Raw genomic sequence first — 17,281 nt, 5'->3', positions numbered from 1 at the left:
TGATGTAGTTCCCCCTTAGCTCAGTTGGTTAGAGCGACGGACTGTTAATCCGCAGGTCCCCCGTTCGAGTCGGGGAGGGGGAGCCAAGTCATAAAAAGTATATTTTAGTTCCCCCTTAGCTCAGTTGGTTAGAGCGACGGACTGTTAATCCGCAGGTCCCCCGTTCGAGTCGGGGAGGGGGAGCCAATTTACTTCACTTCCATAGACATCTCTTCAAATTTGCTCTACCATTTCTCTTTTAAAACAAAAACTTTTTGATTACAAAAACTAACTATTTGATAACTTTCACTATCAAGCTATAATTATTTTAATAATCATGAGGTTGTGTCCTCCCCTTTGACATATAAAGATTAAACAATGGCAGCTTTTAAAAAACTTATTTTTATACAACTGATGGCTTGGTTGATTCTTGTGACCGCTGGCTGTTATTTTATTAGCCAAAATTTTGATAGTGCCATCGGTAAAGCTCAAAAAAATGCGCAAGCGACAGTCGAGCAATATATTAAAAACCTATCTGCAACTGACCTCTCTGCTGATAACTTAAAAAACACACTTGCAAGCAGTGAAATCTTTTCACACTTTACCTTACGTGATTATCAAGGTGCTGAAGTATTTTCAGTTAACAACGCACCGCAATTGCCTTTTATTGCCGAACTTATTCAGTCAAGCAACAACTCGGTGCGTCCTCAGTATGCCACTAATGATAACGCCGATATAAAAGTTGAATTTAAAATCAACATCACTCATTTGAGTGAGCAGTTTCAAGCTGCTTTTTTTATAATTTTAATTATTAGCACCCTACTCGCTCTAATACCTATTGCATTAATGAAAACCATTGTTAAGCACATTAATGACAATATATGTACGGACGTTGCTGATGTCATTGATATTTATATAAACCAAAATCAACTAGGCGATGATTTTGCGACTAAAATTGATTCGCCAGAGTTAGCTAAGTTAGGGAAAAGTTTAATTCCTAGCTTTAATCGTTTATCGCACTTTTTAAAAAGTAAGAATGACAATATAAAAAATGCTGCACACACAATAAAACGTGAGGCCTACAAAGACGGTGTGACTGAGTTAGGTAATCGCAATATGTTTGTTGATTACTACGAAAAGAATATTGAAAACACCGAAGTAAGTACATTTGGCTCTTTAGCACTCGTTCGCTGTAGTGAGTTGCAGTCTATAAATCAAAGCCGCGGTTATCAAAAAGGTGATGAATACATTAAAGCCGTTGCAGACATTATTGTCAGCATCAGTGGCACCTATTCCGGCAGCCAAGTTTTTAGAGTTAACAGCTCTGATTTTATAACAATTTTACCAAATACCCCGTTAAAAGAAGCCGAAAAATTTGGTGAGAACTTACAATCTCGCTTTACTCAATATATGCAAAACCAAGAGCTTAGCTCGGTTGCAAACACTGGTATTGTGGGGTACGAAAAATCAAAACCTTTGGGTGAGTTACTCTCTATTGTTGATAATGCAATGAGCATGGCGCAGTCTAAGCAAGCTAATGCGTGGCATGTGCAACGTGATACTGATCTAGTTAATAATGTGAGCGCAGGATTTGGTAACCAAAACTGGCGTAAAGTGATTAACGAAGTAATTGAGTCTAAAAGCGTCCATTTGGTGATCCAAAATATTATGCCTTTAGGCAAAAGCATTAAAGCCTATGCTGAAATTCAAGCCCGCTTCAAAACAGAAGAAAACCAAGCTTTGCCTACCGCTTCATTTTTAGCAATGGCTGAAAAGCTCGATATGGCCATTGAAATTGACAAGTTAATAATAGAATCGTCTCTGGAAAGAATAAAATCGAGTAATTTATCTGAAAAGTATTTTGGCTTAAATATTACCCCTTCAAGCGCGCATAGCGACCAGTTTATGATTTGGTTAGAGCGCCGTTTACTTAAAGATACGCATATTGCTTCTAAATTAATTTTTGAAGTGAGTGAATTTGGTCTTCAACAAAATATTAAAGCAAGCAAACGCTTCATTGACATGGTGCATCGAGTAGGTGCCAGAATAACGGTAGAACGCTTTGGTGTCGGGCTCACCTCATTTAAATTTTTCAGAGATTTAAAACCAGATTTTATTAAAATGGATGCAAGCTATACCCGAGGTTTAGAGGACGATAAAAACAATCAATACTTTATGCGTTTAATGGTCGACCTTGCTCATAGAATTGGCGTTAGTGTTTTTGCAGAGGGCGTTGAAAGCCAAGAAGAAAAGCACATTGTAGAAACCCTATGCCTTGATGGTGTCCAAGGTTACTATATTGAAAAGCCTAAAGACATCTAACTAATTACCCTATTTAATAATAAAAAAGAGCATTTATGCTCTTTTTTACTTTTTAAAGTGTGCTTTTATGACTGTTCAGCCGTTAAAATGCTGACAGTTTTTTAATTGCAAACTCCCTTAAATTTAACCCTTTACAATTAGCCCATTATTTAACGTTGTTTATTTAACTGATAATCACTCAACGTGTTGTTAATCGCAGTAGAAAAAAGGATAATACACGGGATTTTATTAGCGTGAGGCACACATGACAGAATACGTCTTGTTATTAATTGGAACAGTGTTAGTTAACAACTTTGTATTAGTACAATTTTTAGGCCTTTGCCCGTTTATGGGTGTATCAGGAAAACTTGATACAGCCATAGGTATGTCTTTAGCAACTACCTTTGTGCTAACGCTTGCCTCTGTGACCAGTTATTTAGTAAACGAGTATATTTTATTACCACTAGATATCACCTACCTGAAAACAATGAGCTTTATTTTAGTTATTGCAGTGGTTGTTCAATTTACTGAAATGGTTGTTAGAAAAACCAGTCCAACGCTATATCGTTTATTGGGAATATTTTTACCTTTAATAACGACTAACTGTGCAGTACTCGGTGTTGCTTTATTAAATATCAAAGAAGATCACACCTTTTTACAATCTGCCGTTTATGGGTTTGGTGCCGCAGTGGGTTTTTCATTAGTTTTAGTTTTATTTGCGGCATTACGCGAACGCCTAGCCGCAGCAGATGTTCCCACTCCATTTAAAGGTGCTTCAATCGCAATGATAACGGCAGGTTTAATGTCAATGGCCTTTATGGGTTTTACTGGATTAGTGAAGTTTTAATATGACCTTGTTGTACGCTTTAATAGCGCTGGGTTTACTGGCGTTAATTTTCGGATTAATTTTAGGATTTGCAGCCGTACGTTTTCGAGTTGAAGGTAATCCTGTAGTGGAGCAAATCGATACCATTTTGCCACAAACACAATGTGGTCAATGTGGTTATCCTGGTTGTCGCCCTTATGCAGAAGCCATTGCCAATGGCGATGAGATAAACAAGTGCCCACCCGGTGGTGATGCGACAGTTAAAAAGTTAGCTGATTTGATGGGTGTTGAGGCTAAACCTCTAGCCGGTGGCGAACAAGCCGAGCCAGTTAAAACGGTGGCCTACATTCGCGAAGATGAATGTATTGGTTGTACCAAATGTATTCAAGCCTGCCCTGTTGATGCCATTGTTGGTGCAACCCGACAAATGCACACCGTTCTAATTGACGAATGTACAGGCTGTGACTTGTGCGTTGAACCTTGTCCGGTCGATTGTATTGACATGCTACCCGTTGCACCAACAAAACAAACTTGGAAATGGCAACTAGACGCTATTCCTGTTACCCAAATAGATTAGAGGTTTGAGTGGAAAAGTTACTTGAACAAATAAAAAAAGGCACCGTTTGGGCATTTCCTGGCGGCGTACATCCTCCGCAGCAAAAGTCATTATCTAATAATACGCCTATTGCGCGCCTTCCTTTGCCTGAAAAACTCGTTCTGCCTTTAAAGCAGCATATAGGCGCTAGCGGCAAGTTAATTGTAGAAAAAAGCCAGCACGTATTAAAAGGTCAACCATTAACTAAGCCTTCTGCTAACTGGTCGGTACCTGTGCATGCACCTACATCAGGCACTATTATTGATATTACGCCTATGCCATCAGCACACCCTTCTGCTTTGCCTGAATTAAGCATTATTATTGAACCCGATGGCAAAGATACCTGGTGTGAACTATCGCCTTTAGCAAACCCAGCCAATGCATCACACGATGAACTCGTTGATGTTATTCATAATGCGGGTATTTCTGGTATGGGAGGCGCAGGTTTTCCAACCTACGTTAAAGCAGATATTAAGCAGCCGATTGAGTTTTTAATCGTGAACGCGGTTGAGTGTGAACCTTACATCACGGCTGACGATACTTTAATGCGCGAACATGCCGCTGAAATAATCAAAGGTATTGAGCTCATGCAACAGCTGCTCAATCCTACCCTGTGTATTATTGGTATTGAAGATAATAAGCCCGAAGCTATCACAGCCATGACAGAAGCGGCGAAGCATAACGAGCATATTTTAATACAAACCGTGCCTACTGTTTATCCCTCTGGCGGTGAAAAACAGCTAATAAAACTGCTCACTAACCGTGAAGTACCAAACGGCGGTATCCCTGCTGATATCGGCATTTTAGTACATAACACAGGTACTTTATTTGCGATTCAGCAAGCCGTATACGAAGGTAAACCGTTAATTGAACGTGTTGTTACCGTTACCGGCAATACTATACATAATCCAGGTAATGTATGGGCGCTATTAGGTACTGAGATAAAACACTTACTTGATTGTCAAGGGTTTTCACCCGTACCACAACAGCGCGTCGTTATGGGCGGCCCTATGATGGGCTTTACCTTACCCACGGTTCGTATTGGCGTTGTTAAAACAACAAACTGCATACTTGCTCCAGATCATAAAGAATTAGCAGAGCCTGGCCCAGAAAAAGCCTGTATTCGCTGTAGTGCCTGTGCAGATGCGTGCCCTGCTTCATTGTTACCACAGCAGTTACAGTGGTTTGCTAAATCAAAAGAATACGACAAACTCCAAGAACATAACTTATTTGATTGTATTGAATGTGGCGCGTGTGCCTATGTTTGCCCAAGTGAAATACCACTCGTTCAGTACTACCGCGTTGCAAAAGTTGAGATTAAAGAGCAAATTGCCGAGAAGATAAAATCTGATCGCGCTAAAGAACGATTTGATGCACGTAAAGCGCGTTTAGAGCAAGAGCAAGCTGAGCGAAAAAATCGCCATAAACGTAAACCTGCAGCTAAATCTACCGAAGAGCAGCAAAAAGTAGCCGATGCCCTTGCCCGCGTTAAAGATAAAACCAGCGATGGTGACAATAAATCAGCTGTAGCAGCGGCAATTGCGCGTGCTAAAGCTAAAAAGCAAGGTGGCGAACTTGAGCCAGATAACAGTGAAGTTGCAAAAGAACGCGCTGCCCGTAAAGAGCAAGCTCGCCTTTATAAAGAGCAAAAAGCACAAAGTAATGGTGATGACGAAGCTGTAGATGACAAAAAGTCAGCAGTTGCAGCCGCTATTGCCCGCGCTAAAGCCAAAAAGGCAGCACAAGCTAATGAGCAAACAGCAAGCGATGACACTGCAAGTGAATCACCCGTCGCTGCCGATGATAAAAAAGCTGCCGTCGCTGCCGCTATTGCCCGCGCTAAAGCCAAAAAGGCAGCACAAGCTAATGAGCAAACAGCAACTGATGACACAACAAGTGAATCTCCAGCTGCTGCCGATGATAAAAAAGCCGCCGTCGCTGCAGCCATTGCCCGTGCTAAAGCCAAAAAAGCAGCACAAGCAAATGAGCAAACACCAAGCGATGACACAACAAGTGAATCTCCAGTTGCTGCAGATGATAAAAAAGCCGCCGTTGCTGCCGCCATTGCCCGCGCTAAAGCCAAAAAAGCAGCGCAAGCTAATGAGCAAACACCAAGCGATGAAACTGCAAGTGAATCACCTGTCGCTACCGATGATAAAAAAGCTGCCGTCGCTGCAGCCATTGCCCGCGCTAAAGCAAAAAAAGCAGCGCAGGCTGATGAATTAGCAAAACAAAGTGAAAACACTGAGCCACAAAGCAACGATGAATCTTCAGAAGGTTCACAGCAAACAGCTCAAGAAAAAAAGAAAGCCGCCGTAGCCGCCGCTATTGCTCGCGCTAAAGCTAAAAAGCAACAAAAAGAAGGAAATGATCAGTCATGAAACTAACCATGGCCAGTTCACCCCACAATCATAGTCACAAATCTGTGACACGGTTAATGTTAACTGTAATTGCGGCTTGTATTCCTGGTGTTATTGCGCAAGTTGTATTTTTTGGCACCGGTGTCCTTATCCAATTATTATTGGCGTTAGTGTGTGTAAGCGCGTTTGAAGCAGCCGTTATGTTAATGCGTAAGCGCCCTATTTGGCCTGCATTAAGCGATGGCAGTGCATGGCTTACCGGTGTGTTATTGGCAATAAGTATTCCGCCTTTAGCGCCTTGGTGGATTATTGTTATAGGGTGTTTGTTTGCCATAGTTATTGTTAAACAGCTATATGGTGGTTTAGGGTTTAATTTATTTAACCCTGCAATGGCAGCCTATGTGCTTTTATTAGTGTCGTTCCCTGTCCAAATGACTGCTTGGTTACCCGTTACAGAATTACTTAATACGGGTATTACTTTTAGCCAGCAGTTAAGCTTAATCTTTAGCGACTTTACCACGTTAGGATACAGCTTAGATCAGCTCCGAGTAGGAATAGACGGCAGCACAATGGCTACCCCACTTGATACCTTAAAAACAGATATTGCTCACGGACTAACGGTGACAGAGAGCATGCAAAAGAGCGTATTTAATGAGTGGACTGGCCTAGGTTGGGGGTGGGTTAACTTAGCCTTCTTACTCGGCGGCCTTTACCTGTTAAAAACAAAAGTAATTAACTGGCATATACCAGTGAGTTTTATTGCAAGCTTAAGCTTATGCGCAGCAATTGGTTATATTGCCTCGCCAGGTACAGAGCCGGGTGTAGTGTTTCACTTGTTTAGTGGTGCGACTATGCTGGGGGCCTTTTTTATCGCCACCGATCCTGTATCAGCTGCAACCACCAATCGAGGTCGCCTTATTTATGGTGCAGCAATTGGTTTAATCGTGTATTTAATTCGCACCTTTGGTGGTTTTCCTGATGCAGTTGCATTTGGGGTGTTGCTAATAAACATAGCGGTACCGCTTATCGATTACTATACACAACCAAGAACCTATGGCCATGGAGCAGTAAAATGATTATTTCTTCAATGGTAAAAAATGGCGCAATATTGTGTGGGTTTGCGTTACTAACAACGGGACTCGTTGCCACAATTAATACACTTACCGCTGATAAAATTGCAGAGCAAGAGCAATTACAATTAACTAATCAGCTTCAAGAAGTATTGCCGCATTCCAAATACAGCAATGAGCTATCGCAAGATTGTGTAATTATATCTGATCAATTACTAGGGCCATACGACAACCAAGTTATTTATCGTGCCCGAAAAGATAACGAACCTGTGGCATTAGTCATTCGTCATGTCACCCCTAGCGGCTACAGTGGTGATATAAACTTACTCAGTGCGGTATATCGCGATGGTACCGTTGCGGGTGTAAGGGTCACCAAACATGAAGAAACACCAGGTTTAGGTGATAAGGTTGAAATAAAAAAATCAGACTGGATCACCACATTTAATGCAAAAACAGTACAAAGCGAAAGCGACGATCGTTGGGCTGTTAAAAAAGACGGCGGCCAGTTTGACCAGTTTACTGGCGCTACAATTACACCTCGTGCCGTTGTAGGCTCAGTCAAAAACGCGGTACTTTATGCACAAGATAACTTTGATGCTCTGTTCACAGCAGCAAACGCATGCCCAGAGGTAACGCCATGAGCGAATTAAAAACCCTTTACAAAGAAGGCTTATGGGGAAATAACCCCGCCTTGGTACAGTTATTAGGTTTATGCCCTTTACTCGCTGTTACCTCTACAATTACTAATGCGCTAGGTTTAGGCTTAGCAACCTTATTGGTATTAGTGGGCTCTAATATTACCGTATCAATAGTGCGTAACTGGGTACCTAAAGATATTAGAATACCTGTGTTTGTAATGATCATTGCCGGTTTTGTAACAATTGTGCAGCTGTTAATGAACGCTTACACTTTTGGCCTTTACCAATCTTTAGGGATTTTCATTCCGTTAATTGTAACCAACTGCGCCATTATTGGCCGTGCAGAAGCGTTTGCCTCAAAAAATCCAGTGCACTTATCCGCCTTTGATGGCTTGATGATGGGCTTAGGCTTTATGTTGGTTCTGGTTGTACTTGGCGCTATGCGAGAGCTGGTTGGACAAGGCACATTATTTGATGGTGCCGATTTATTACTCGGGCCTTGGGCTGCTATATTGCGCATTGAAGTGTTTAGCTTTGATAGCCAGTTTTTACTGGCCATTTTACCACCAGGCGCATTCTTAGGGCTTGGGCTACTGATCGCCGCTAAAAATGTAATTGATGCACAAATAAAATCAAAACAAGTCGCACCGCCAGAAGCTGAAAAAGGCCCTAGAGCGCGTGTTACTAGCTTAACTTAAGGGGAAAGCGCATTAACTTAATAAAAGCTAATGCGTTTTAAGTTATATGAATAAAGAAAAACGTCACCAAATACTTACTCGCTTACGCGATGACAATCCACATCCTGAAACGGAGCTTGAATATTCAAGCCCATTTGAGTTGTTAGTTGCCGTTACGCTCTCAGCACAAGCCACCGATGTTGGGGTAAATAAAGCCACTCGTAAATTATTTCCGGTTGCTAATACGCCACAAGCCATTTTAGATATTGGCCACGACACACTACGTGATTACATAAAAACCATCGGCTTATTTAATTCAAAAGCAGCCAATGTATATAAAATGTGCCAAATATTGGTAGATCAGCATAACGGTGAAGTGCCAGAAAATCGTGAAGCGCTCGAAGCCCTCCCTGGCGTGGGCCGTAAAACAGCCAATGTTGTACTGAACACCGCTTTTGGCTGGCTAAAAGATAATGAAGGTAGATACTTTTTAGCAGTAGATACTCACATCCAACGTCTTGCAAACCGTACTGGTTACGCTAAGGGTAAGACTGTTGAGCAGACTGAACAGGCTATAATTAAAAATACGCCAAATAAGAAAGAATTTATGTTTAACCTCCATCATTGGTTTATTTTACATGGGCGCTATACGTGTACAGCGAGAAAACCAAAATGTGGAAGTTGTATAATTGAGGATTTGTGTGACTATAAAGAGAAAACTGAGTCATAGTTAAGAGTAGTTATTTTTTAATTAGCATAAACCTTTTAACGGTCACATCTTTAGTTTCTATTTAAGAAGCTGGCGATTTGATTCTCATATGAGCCTTTATTCGGCCAGCACCAATTAAATTGAAAATTTGCGTTAACTTCAGAATAGTTTGAATTTAAGCGAGGTGTTGCAAATAGATTATGATTTATTAATTAGAGCCCAGCTAAAACCTAAAATTTAAATACGGAGTTAATTGGAAGCTATTTCCGGTTTGTGCCATAAGCCGACCTTGAGACACATAAAGATTAAGACTGCAAAGATACGAAAGCGGAAGTTAGCTTTGGCCTGTTTAACGACAAATATTCCGACAAAGCAGTCATGACTATTAGTTTATTGTTAAATCTAATCTTTCTTTTCGTTCATCTACTCAATAACCCCACGCTAAACGTGACTTTAGCGTGGGGTTAGAGTTCACAGTCATTTTATCTGGATAGCTCTTTTATTTTTTTCTCTGAAAACCAGCGATATAAAACAGGTAAAACAAATAATGTTAACAGTGTTGCAGTTACCAAGCCGCCAACAATAACACTCGCTAAGGGGCGCTGTATTTCTGCACCAACACCATTAGACATTAACATCGGTATCAAACCTAAAGCTGATGTTATAGCAGTCATAAGTACAGGTCTTAATCTTGAAGTAGCGCCTTCAAAAACGGCTTTAGATGCTTCTAGACCGTCTTTAATACGTTGGTTGATACTTTCTACCATAACGACCCCATTCAATACCGCTACACCAAATAAGGTAATAAAGCCAACGGAGCTTGGTACAGACAAGTATTGTCCAGATAAATATAAGGAGAAAACTCCGCCAATTACAGCAAGCGGCACGTTGACCAATATCAGCATAGCTTGACCAACAGAACCAAAGGCAAAGTAAAGTAGTAGTGCGATTAGTGCTAACGATAAAGGTACAACTATAGCTAACCTATTTTGAGCACGTTTTTGACTTTCGAACTGGCCGCCAATCGAAACAGAATAACCTGAAGGTAAGTCAACCTTTTCAGCAATTACCGTTCTGATATCGGCAACCACGCTTCCCATATCTCGATTTTGTACATTTGCTTGGATAACGACTCTTCGTTGTACATCATCGCGTCTAACTTGTGGTGGGCCTGACTCAAATGAGACTGAGGCTACGTCACCCAGTCGCACCCAAGCACCAGTAGGTGATTGAAGCCGAATATCAGCAATAGCTTCTTTGTTACTTCGGTACTCTTCCTCTATGCGAACGTAAATATCATAACGTTCATTACCATTGATTATTTGTCCGGCTTCAACACCACCAATACCATCACGCACAACCTCCATTATGTCACTCACAGACAATCCAAAGCGCGATAGTTCTTGCCTGTTAGGACTTATCACCAATTGCGCTTCACCAGCAATTTGCTCCAATGCAACATCCCTTGCACCTTCAATGTTTTTAATTGCTGTTTCTATTTCTTGACCTTTAGCCGCCAGTACCTCAAGTTCAGGCCCAAACAACTTTATCGCCAACTGAGCCTTAACACCAGATAGTAGCTCATCGACACGAGTCGCAATAGGTTGAGAAAAGTTGAGTAGCAACCCAGGGAATTCTTCTAAAGATCTCTCCATTTTTCCTTGAAGTTCATATCGATTAGATGCACTGGTCCACTCAGAAACAGGCTTCAACCCTATGTAAATTTCGATGTTATTCACAGGCTCTGGGTCTCCACCTATTTCTGCTCGACCAATTCGGCTTAATGCATAGGTTACTTCAGGGAAAGCCATTAGTTTTTCTTCTAGAATTGGTGCCACAGTGAGCGCGGTATCTAAACTGGAAGAAGGTGCAAGCGTTGCTCTTAAGTTTATCGTCCCTTCTTCTAACTCAGGTACAAATTCAGTACCAATTAATGGAACTAATGCAAAGGCAGAGAAAACTAATATAAGTGCGGCTGAAATGACTAATTTGGTGCGTTTTAGTGCGAATGTAAGCCCTTTTCTGTAGAGTTTGTCTAATGGCCTAAGAACAAAGCTTTCCCTCTCTTTTACACCTGACTTAAATAAATAAGTAGCTAAAGCGGGTACAACAAACAACGCAACCACAATAGCAGATATAACAGCTAAAATGATGCTTATTGCCATAGGTTGAAATAACTTTGCCTCAACACCTTCAAAGCTAAATAAAGGCGTAAATACGACTAAAATAATAGAAGCTGCAAAAAATACGGGACGAGCCACTTCTTTACCCGCATTTTGAAGACGTAACTTAATACCATGCTCATCTTGTTCTACATCATGTGGATCAGTATCAGCACTAGGCACTCTTTCTTTTACAGTTTTTAAATGGGTAGAGTCTGGTCTATTTAAATGCTTAAACATGTTTTCAACCATCACGACTGAACCATCAACTAGCATACCAATGGCTACGGCAATGCCACCCAATGACATAAGGTTTGCAGAAATGCCCCACCAAGCCATGATCATTAACGCGATACCAATTGAAATTGGAATAGATATTAGGACAAGGAAGGTTGCACGTATATTCATTAAAAATAGTGCTAATACAATACAGATGAAAATAAATGCTAGTAATAGTGCATCAACTACTGTATCAACGGCTTTTTCAATCAAATCAGCCTGATCATAAAATGGTTCAAAGCGAACACCTTTAGGCAATGCTTGATTAATTAATGGGATTCTTGCATTGATACCATCAATGGTGGCTTTAGTATTAGACCCCATGCGTTTTAAGACAATGCCAGAGACAACTTCACCTAAATTTTCGACTTTACCGTCTTCGGTTTTGCGCGTCATTGTGACAGCACCTTGACGAATTTCACTGCCCATTTCAACTTTAGCAATATCCGAAACCGTCACAACTGTCCCATCAACTGTTTTGACGGGAACTTGTTTGATATTACTAATACCAGCGTCACCACTTTCAAACCAACCTGCACCTCTAATAACAAGCTGCTCTTGCCCACGGTTCATATACCATCCGCCAACATTGGCATTGTTGTTATCTAGGGCACCAACAACGTCTTCTTGCGTTAGGTTATAAGAAAGAAGCTTAGATGGATCTACATTTACTTGGTACTGCCTAACAATACCTCCAAAGGAGAGTACATCAGTAACACCATCGACAGGCATAACGAGTAATTTTACTACCCAATCATTGAGACTCCTGAGTGCCATAGCATCATAGCCTGCATCTTTATCTGAAATAAGAAGGTACTGAAATACTTGGCCTAGCCCTGAGGTGTTTGGCCCCATTTCGGGTGTGCCGACACCTTCTGGTATCAGTTCTTTTGCGGCTTGAAGACGCTCAAATACAAGTTGTCTTGCAAAGTAAATGTCGGTGCCTTCTTTGAAAACAACCGTGACGCCAGACAAGCCTGTTTTAGAAATTGAGCGCACTTGTTCTACATCAGGTAAGGCATACATGACCGCTTCAATGGGGTACGTAATGAGTTGTTCAACTTCTTCAGCAGCTAGTCCTGGCGCTTCAGTATTTACAGCAACTTGAACATTAGTAACATCAGGAAAGGCATCTAAATTTAGTTTTGGTATAACCATAATTGCGCCGACAATTGTGGCAAACAGCGCAATCAAAATCAGGAGTCTATTATTAACAGACCAATCTATTATTTTATTAAACATAGTCTTGCTCCTTAGTGGTTATGCGGATCAAATCCGCCTTTAGCGATTTCAGAAGCAACAAAAAATGCGCCTTTGGTTACAATTCGCGTCCCACTATCAAGGCCAATGATTTCCCTAAAATCACCTAAGGCTCGGCCTAGTTCTACTTCTACAGCTTTAAATTCTCCAGGGTGGTCTTCGACAAATACGGTCCAATCACCATCTGCGCTGCGGATCAATGCTTCTTCTGGCACAGCCATCACTTTCTGCTTTGTGGCAAACTGAAAGTAAACTTTTACAAACATACCTGAATGAAGGTTATCATCAGCATTCTGTACCCCCAATCTAATAATTCTTGTACGAGTTACGGGATCAATTGTATGGGCTTCTTGGATAACTTTGGCATTGTAACTCTGGCCTTCTAATTTAAGTACCGCAGGAGAATCAATTGATAAATTTAGCTTTTTATTTGGAGAAACTTTTGCTTCAACCCATAGTTGTTTTTCATCAGCTAACAACATGACTGAATCCCCAGCATCAACACGTTGCCCTTGGATAAAGTCGTCTTGAAGCACGACACCTTCACGGTGCGCCGTTAATGCATATTGCCCAAATGCTTTAATGTCTTTGTTAGAAATACCATTTATTGCTTTTTCAGTTAACCCTAAAGCAATGAGCTTGCCATAGCTCGCATTGTATGTTGTTTCAGCTTGTAATAATCGACTTTCACTCACCGTCTTATTACCCAGCTTTTTTACACGTTGCCATTCGGTTGAAGCGATTAAATAGTCAGCTTGTGCTTGTGCCATTGCTTCACTAAATAATGTAACTAACTTCTGACCTATTTCTACATACTCGCCAAGCGCTGCATGGCGACTGATAATGACTGACTCTGTACGTGGTGATACCACATAACTTTTATAGCCATTAGCTTTTATTTCGCCAGGTGCATATACGGAGCTAAATTGATATTCAGGCTTAACACTTTCCACTTTAATTTTAGCAAGCGACATCTTCTTTGGATCAATAGTGATACCTTCTTCATGTTCTTCTTCTCCCTCTTTATTACCACCTTCATGGCCGTGCTCGTCATGGTCACCTTTATCTTCTTCATGTCCCTTTTCGTGTTCATGCTCATCTTGATGTTCTTTTTCTTCTTGTTTCGAAACGTTTGTGACAGAACCAGTTCCATCTGACGACTGTGCAAAAGCATCATGATTTGTAGTAAACCCAACTAACAGGCTGCTAATTACTACGGCTAAAAATTTTTTACTAATTACTGTATTCATTTTTGTAACCTATATTTTTAATAAATTTAAGATTTCGTTTTTCGCTACTGAAAAAACAAAGCGCTCAAATCTCAAATTTGGATAACTGACCCATACTTAAAATGAAGGATATTTCTGCAAGCTTGAATTGATTTTCCAAACGTATTCCTGCATGAAGCCCTTCCGCACGTTGATTTAATGCAAGTAAGTAGTCAGAAGTATTAATATCACCAGCTTGCCAGCGCTTATTTAATAAGTTTTCGCTGCTATCTAATCTGCCTTTTGTCAGTTTTTGCCATTGCTCATAATATTTTCTACTGACATTAAGCGATTCATAATTAGCTTTTGCTTCAAAAGACTGCTTTCGATATACCGACTGAAAATTCGCCTCGGCTGCAATGGCTTCTGAATAAGCGGCTTTAACATTATCTGTATAGTTATTTCTGATGTTTAAAGGCATTGAAAAAGTCACACCAACCAAGTCTTCATCTCCACTTTTCCCTGCGCTAACGCCAATGGTTGGATTAGCTTTAGATTCCATAGTGGTTAGTTGAGCTTTAGATTGTTGTCCCTTCCATTTCGCTCTAGCAAGTTTAACTTTTGGATGTTCCTCAACCCACTGGGAGTTAAATGAGTAGCTTGTTGCTCCAAAAGTAAATGAAAACAAATTGGTAGTATTAGGCGTCCAATCAGGCAATAACTCCTGAACCTTTACCTCTGCATTTTTCAAAGCAATTTGAGACTCAGATATTTCACTAAAAATTTGCGACAAGTTTAAATAGACTAGCTCAGCGTCAAGTGGCTCTAGAAGTCCAGCTTTTCGTTTGTCTTCAACAATTCCAACGAGCGTTTGCAATTGCTCTTCTCTTTCTGAAAGTAACTGAGCAGCTTTTTTTGCTGCTTGCCAATTAACTAATGCAGTTAAGGCATTAGCCTTTTTAGAATCGAGTAGAGATAACAATTGTTGCTGGTTTGCATAAACATCAATTTCACCAATGGTTTTATTTGTTGATTGCTTATCCCAAAAATCTATCGTTTGACTGATACCAATAGAGTAATTATCAAAATCACCTTCTTTTTCATAGCTTGCTTCAAGCTCTGGGTTATATACGGCTTGAGTTAAGCTTTTGGCTCTATGATTACTTGCATTAAGTAACTCTTTAGCCGCAACAACTTCGGGATCTTTATTTATTTGACTATCTAGCCATGAAATACTTTTCTGTTTGCCATAAGTGGCAACTGAAAAACTCACAGCCATGCATAAAGACAGGGTTAAACCTGTATTTTTTAAAAATATATACATAAAACTTCTTAATTTTTTAATTTATAAACACGAACCCTTTATCCTTCTCATGGACAAATAGGTCATTAAAAATCAATCTAATTAAGAAATGGGTGGGCGAAGTATCGCTTCAAGGTAAGTATTTGTTTGATCAATTTGATAAGGCGTTTTATTGATAATGTTTAGTTTGCCCGTGGTATTTGAATTACTGACTAAAATCCAAGATAAGTGGCTGCCACTGCAATGACCGCAGTGATGACAATCTTTTTCATTATGCTGCTCATCACCTACATTATCATTTGAGACATTTCGATCATCTGCATGATCATGTTGAGTTTGAAGGTGCTCTATATCTATTTGGTGATTCTCAGATGTTGAGGATGCTACAGCAGTTAACGATTGTAAAACAATCGAAATAACCAAGAGCATTTTTAGTACAACATTAAGGTTCAAAGTTATCACCAGTTAAATATAGTATTTAAAATACTAGCAGAAACTATTTTCTTAAACTAGCTTTTCAATTCAGTTTCCACGCTTTTACATTAAATAATTTTTTATTTGACTCTATAGCCACTATAGATTTTATACTTATTTTAATATTATTACGGAGTGTTAAATATGTCAGAAAAATGTAGTGGTCAGTGTCAATCATCTTCTACCAATGAAGATGTAAAAATTGATACACAATTAGATAACTATAGTGGCGCGTTTGTCAGTACATTTAAAGTACCTCAAATGGACTGTCCTTCAGAAGAGAGATTGATTAGGTTAGCACTTGACTCAATTGAGCCTTCAGTTGGGTTGCAATTTGATATTCCTAGCCGTTTAGTCAAGGTTTTTCATGATGAAAATTTAGATGAGATAACAAAAAAATTACAACAACTCAATCTCGGTGCAGAGTTGGCATCAACTAAAGAAAGTTGCAGCACCGAAGCTGCAAAAGCAAAAGATCTAGCCCAAAAAAATGAGATGAAAGAAGCATCAACGCTAAAATGGTTGTTAGCCATTAATGGAGTCATGTTTTTTATAGAAGTAATTGCTGGGATTATTGCGCAATCTGCTGGCCTTATTGCCGACTCATTAGATATGTTTGCTGATGCTGCTGTTTATGGTTTAGCTATATATGCTGTCGGTAAAAGCATAAGCATGAAACTTAGAGCGGCACATATATCTGGTGTACTTCAAATTATTCTAGCGCTAGGTGCTTTGAGTGAAGTCGTAAGACGCTTTATTTACGGTAGTGAACCTATCTCTTCTTTAATGATGATATTTGGTGGAATAGCACTAATCGCTAACATTGCTTGTCTGTTTTTAATATTTGGCAACAAAGAAGACGGCGCTCATATGAAAGCGAGTTGGATTTTTTCCGCAAATGACGTAATCGCAAACGTAGGTGTAATCTTAGCTGGCTTATTAGTTACAGTAACTAGCAGCCGTTATCCAGATTTAGTGATTGGTTTGATTATTGCTGTTGTCGTTTTAAACGGTGCTCGCCGCATCTTACAGCTAAAGTCTTAAGTAGAAAGTAGTTAAAAGAATGCACCCGTCATATTTTAAACCATATATATCATACGTGATAATGATTTTAATCGCGGTGCAGTCTGTGTTTTTTTCGCAAGAAGAGATTGAAGGAAACTTAATTGAAAGTTCTTTTAATATATCACTAACTGAGTCTATTACCCCGCTAAAAGCTCCTGAAAGCTCTAATTTATTTGAGGAGGGTAATAGCCAAACTTTAATTGATAATTGTAATTTTTGTTGCTGCTGTCAGTTATTTTTAAATACAGATTCTTCTTGTAATATTTTACAAGCAATAGAATATTTCCCTACCTACGCCTTAGTTTCCCCTGAGCTAAAAGGCTATATCTCGGTGCCATTCCGCCCACCTAAATACGCCTAAATTTTATAGAAAAT

Annotated in this window: 14 protein-coding genes and 2 tRNA genes; 12 read left to right on the top strand and 4 right to left on the bottom strand. The window is 39.9% G+C overall.

Translation table 11 applies throughout. From position 1 onward, the window contains the following. Window positions 1–9 precede the first annotated feature (9 nt). From PUND_RS07905 to nth, 10 genes are all read left to right on the top strand, one after another. A tRNA-Asn gene (locus tag PUND_RS07905) sits at window positions 10–86 on the top strand. Between the two features lie 23 nt (window positions 87–109). Further along, a tRNA-Asn gene (locus PUND_RS07900) sits at window positions 110–186 on the top strand. A gap of 171 nt (window positions 187–357) precedes the next feature. Beyond that, complete coding sequence (locus tag PUND_RS07895) at window positions 358–2,301, top strand: bifunctional diguanylate cyclase/phosphodiesterase (protein WP_010388441.1); 1,944 nt, start codon at window positions 358–360, stop codon at window positions 2,299–2,301. Window positions 2,302–2,545: 244 nt separating this feature from the next. Continuing rightward, the gene (gene rsxA / locus PUND_RS07890) at window positions 2,546–3,127 is read left to right on the top strand and encodes an electron transport complex subunit RsxA (protein WP_008115244.1); all 582 of its coding nucleotides are present in this window, start codon (window positions 2,546–2,548) and stop codon (window positions 3,125–3,127) included. A 1-nt stretch (window position 3,128) separates the two neighbouring features. After that, on the top strand, window positions 3,129–3,683 hold the full coding sequence (gene rsxB / locus PUND_RS07885) for an electron transport complex subunit RsxB (protein ID WP_008115242.1): 555 nt from the start codon (window positions 3,129–3,131) through the stop codon (window positions 3,681–3,683). Window positions 3,684–3,691: 8 nt separating this feature from the next. Beyond that, on the top strand, window positions 3,692–6,082 hold the full coding sequence (gene rsxC / locus PUND_RS07880; protein WP_010388439.1) for an electron transport complex subunit RsxC: 2,391 nt from the start codon (window positions 3,692–3,694) through the stop codon (window positions 6,080–6,082). Then, the gene (gene rsxD / locus PUND_RS07875) at window positions 6,079–7,137 is read left to right on the top strand and encodes an electron transport complex subunit RsxD (protein ID WP_008115238.1); all 1,059 of its coding nucleotides are present in this window, start codon (window positions 6,079–6,081) and stop codon (window positions 7,135–7,137) included. Before rsxC ends, rsxD begins: the two co-directional genes overlap by 4 nt. Then, on the top strand, window positions 7,134–7,772 hold the full coding sequence (gene rsxG, locus PUND_RS07870) for an electron transport complex subunit RsxG (RefSeq protein WP_010388436.1): 639 nt from the start codon (window positions 7,134–7,136) through the stop codon (window positions 7,770–7,772). Before rsxD ends, rsxG begins: the two co-directional genes overlap by 4 nt. Further along, complete coding sequence (locus PUND_RS07865) at window positions 7,769–8,467, top strand: electron transport complex subunit E (RefSeq protein WP_010388435.1); 699 nt, start codon at window positions 7,769–7,771, stop codon at window positions 8,465–8,467. Before rsxG ends, PUND_RS07865 begins: the two co-directional genes overlap by 4 nt. Window positions 8,468–8,513: 46 nt before the next feature. Then, window positions 8,514–9,176, top strand: a complete 663-nt coding sequence (gene nth, locus PUND_RS07860; RefSeq protein ID WP_010388434.1) for an endonuclease III — start codon at window positions 8,514–8,516, stop codon at window positions 9,174–9,176. A gap of 461 nt (window positions 9,177–9,637) precedes the next feature. Here the strand turns inward: nth and PUND_RS07855 are convergent, their stop codons facing one another. The 4 genes from PUND_RS07855 to PUND_RS07840 form a co-directional block, all read right to left on the bottom strand. Beyond that, the gene (locus PUND_RS07855; RefSeq protein WP_004588883.1) at window positions 9,638–12,838 is read right to left on the bottom strand and encodes an efflux RND transporter permease subunit; all 3,201 of its coding nucleotides are present in this window, start codon (window positions 12,836–12,838) and stop codon (window positions 9,638–9,640) included. 11 nt (window positions 12,839–12,849) lie between these two features. Further along, window positions 12,850–14,106 carry an efflux RND transporter periplasmic adaptor subunit gene (locus PUND_RS07850; protein ID WP_010388432.1) on the bottom strand — a complete coding sequence of 419 codons (1,257 nt, stop codon included), beginning with the start codon at window positions 14,104–14,106 and terminating at the stop codon, window positions 12,850–12,852. 64 nt (window positions 14,107–14,170) lie between these two features. Continuing rightward, on the bottom strand, window positions 14,171–15,388 hold the full coding sequence (locus tag PUND_RS07845) for a TolC family protein (RefSeq protein ID WP_010388430.1): 1,218 nt from the start codon (window positions 15,386–15,388) through the stop codon (window positions 14,171–14,173). A gap of 81 nt (window positions 15,389–15,469) precedes the next feature. Next, window positions 15,470–15,829, bottom strand: a complete 360-nt coding sequence (locus PUND_RS07840) for a hypothetical protein (protein WP_227006932.1) — start codon at window positions 15,827–15,829, stop codon at window positions 15,470–15,472. A gap of 156 nt (window positions 15,830–15,985) precedes the next feature. Here PUND_RS07840 and PUND_RS07835 point away from each other — a divergent pair, with 156 nt between their 5' ends. Together PUND_RS07835 and PUND_RS07830 are read left to right on the top strand one after the other, a co-directional pair. After that, complete coding sequence (locus PUND_RS07835; RefSeq protein ID WP_002962256.1) at window positions 15,986–16,885, top strand: cation efflux transmembrane domain-containing protein; 900 nt, start codon at window positions 15,986–15,988, stop codon at window positions 16,883–16,885. Between the two features lie 85 nt (window positions 16,886–16,970). Beyond that, window positions 16,971–17,267, top strand: coding sequence for a hypothetical protein (locus tag PUND_RS07830; RefSeq protein ID WP_232007049.1), 297 nt, complete (start codon window positions 16,971–16,973; stop codon window positions 17,265–17,267). Window positions 17,268–17,281 lie beyond the last annotated feature (14 nt).

Source organism: Pseudoalteromonas undina, assembly GCF_000238275.3.
GTDB classification, from domain to species: Bacteria; Pseudomonadota; Gammaproteobacteria; order Enterobacterales; family Alteromonadaceae; genus Pseudoalteromonas; species Pseudoalteromonas undina.
This window is presented reverse-complemented; position numbering and strand designations above follow the sequence as displayed.

Coding starts and splice junctions, on each gene's coding strand:
- PUND_RS07895 (WP_010388441.1), top strand. CDS start 358: ATGGCAGCTTTTAAAAAACTTATTTTTATACAACTGATGGCTTGGTTG.
- rsxA (WP_008115244.1), top strand. CDS start 2,546: ATGACAGAATACGTCTTGTTATTAATTGGAACAGTGTTAGTTAACAAC.
- rsxB (WP_008115242.1), top strand. CDS start 3,129: ATGACCTTGTTGTACGCTTTAATAGCGCTGGGTTTACTGGCGTTAATT.
- rsxD (WP_008115238.1), top strand. CDS start 6,079: ATGAAACTAACCATGGCCAGTTCACCCCACAATCATAGTCACAAATCT.
- rsxG (WP_010388436.1), top strand. CDS start 7,134: ATGATTATTTCTTCAATGGTAAAAAATGGCGCAATATTGTGTGGGTTT.
- PUND_RS07865 (WP_010388435.1), top strand. CDS start 7,769: ATGAGCGAATTAAAAACCCTTTACAAAGAAGGCTTATGGGGAAATAAC.
- nth (WP_010388434.1), top strand. CDS start 8,514: ATGAATAAAGAAAAACGTCACCAAATACTTACTCGCTTACGCGATGAC.
- PUND_RS07855 (WP_004588883.1), bottom strand. CDS start 12,838: ATGTTTAATAAAATAATAGATTGGTCTGTTAATAATAGACTCCTGATT.
- PUND_RS07850 (WP_010388432.1), bottom strand. CDS start 14,106: ATGAATACAGTAATTAGTAAAAAATTTTTAGCCGTAGTAATTAGCAGC.
- PUND_RS07845 (WP_010388430.1), bottom strand. CDS start 15,388: ATGTATATATTTTTAAAAAATACAGGTTTAACCCTGTCTTTATGCATG.
- PUND_RS07835 (WP_002962256.1), top strand. CDS start 15,986: ATGTCAGAAAAATGTAGTGGTCAGTGTCAATCATCTTCTACCAATGAA.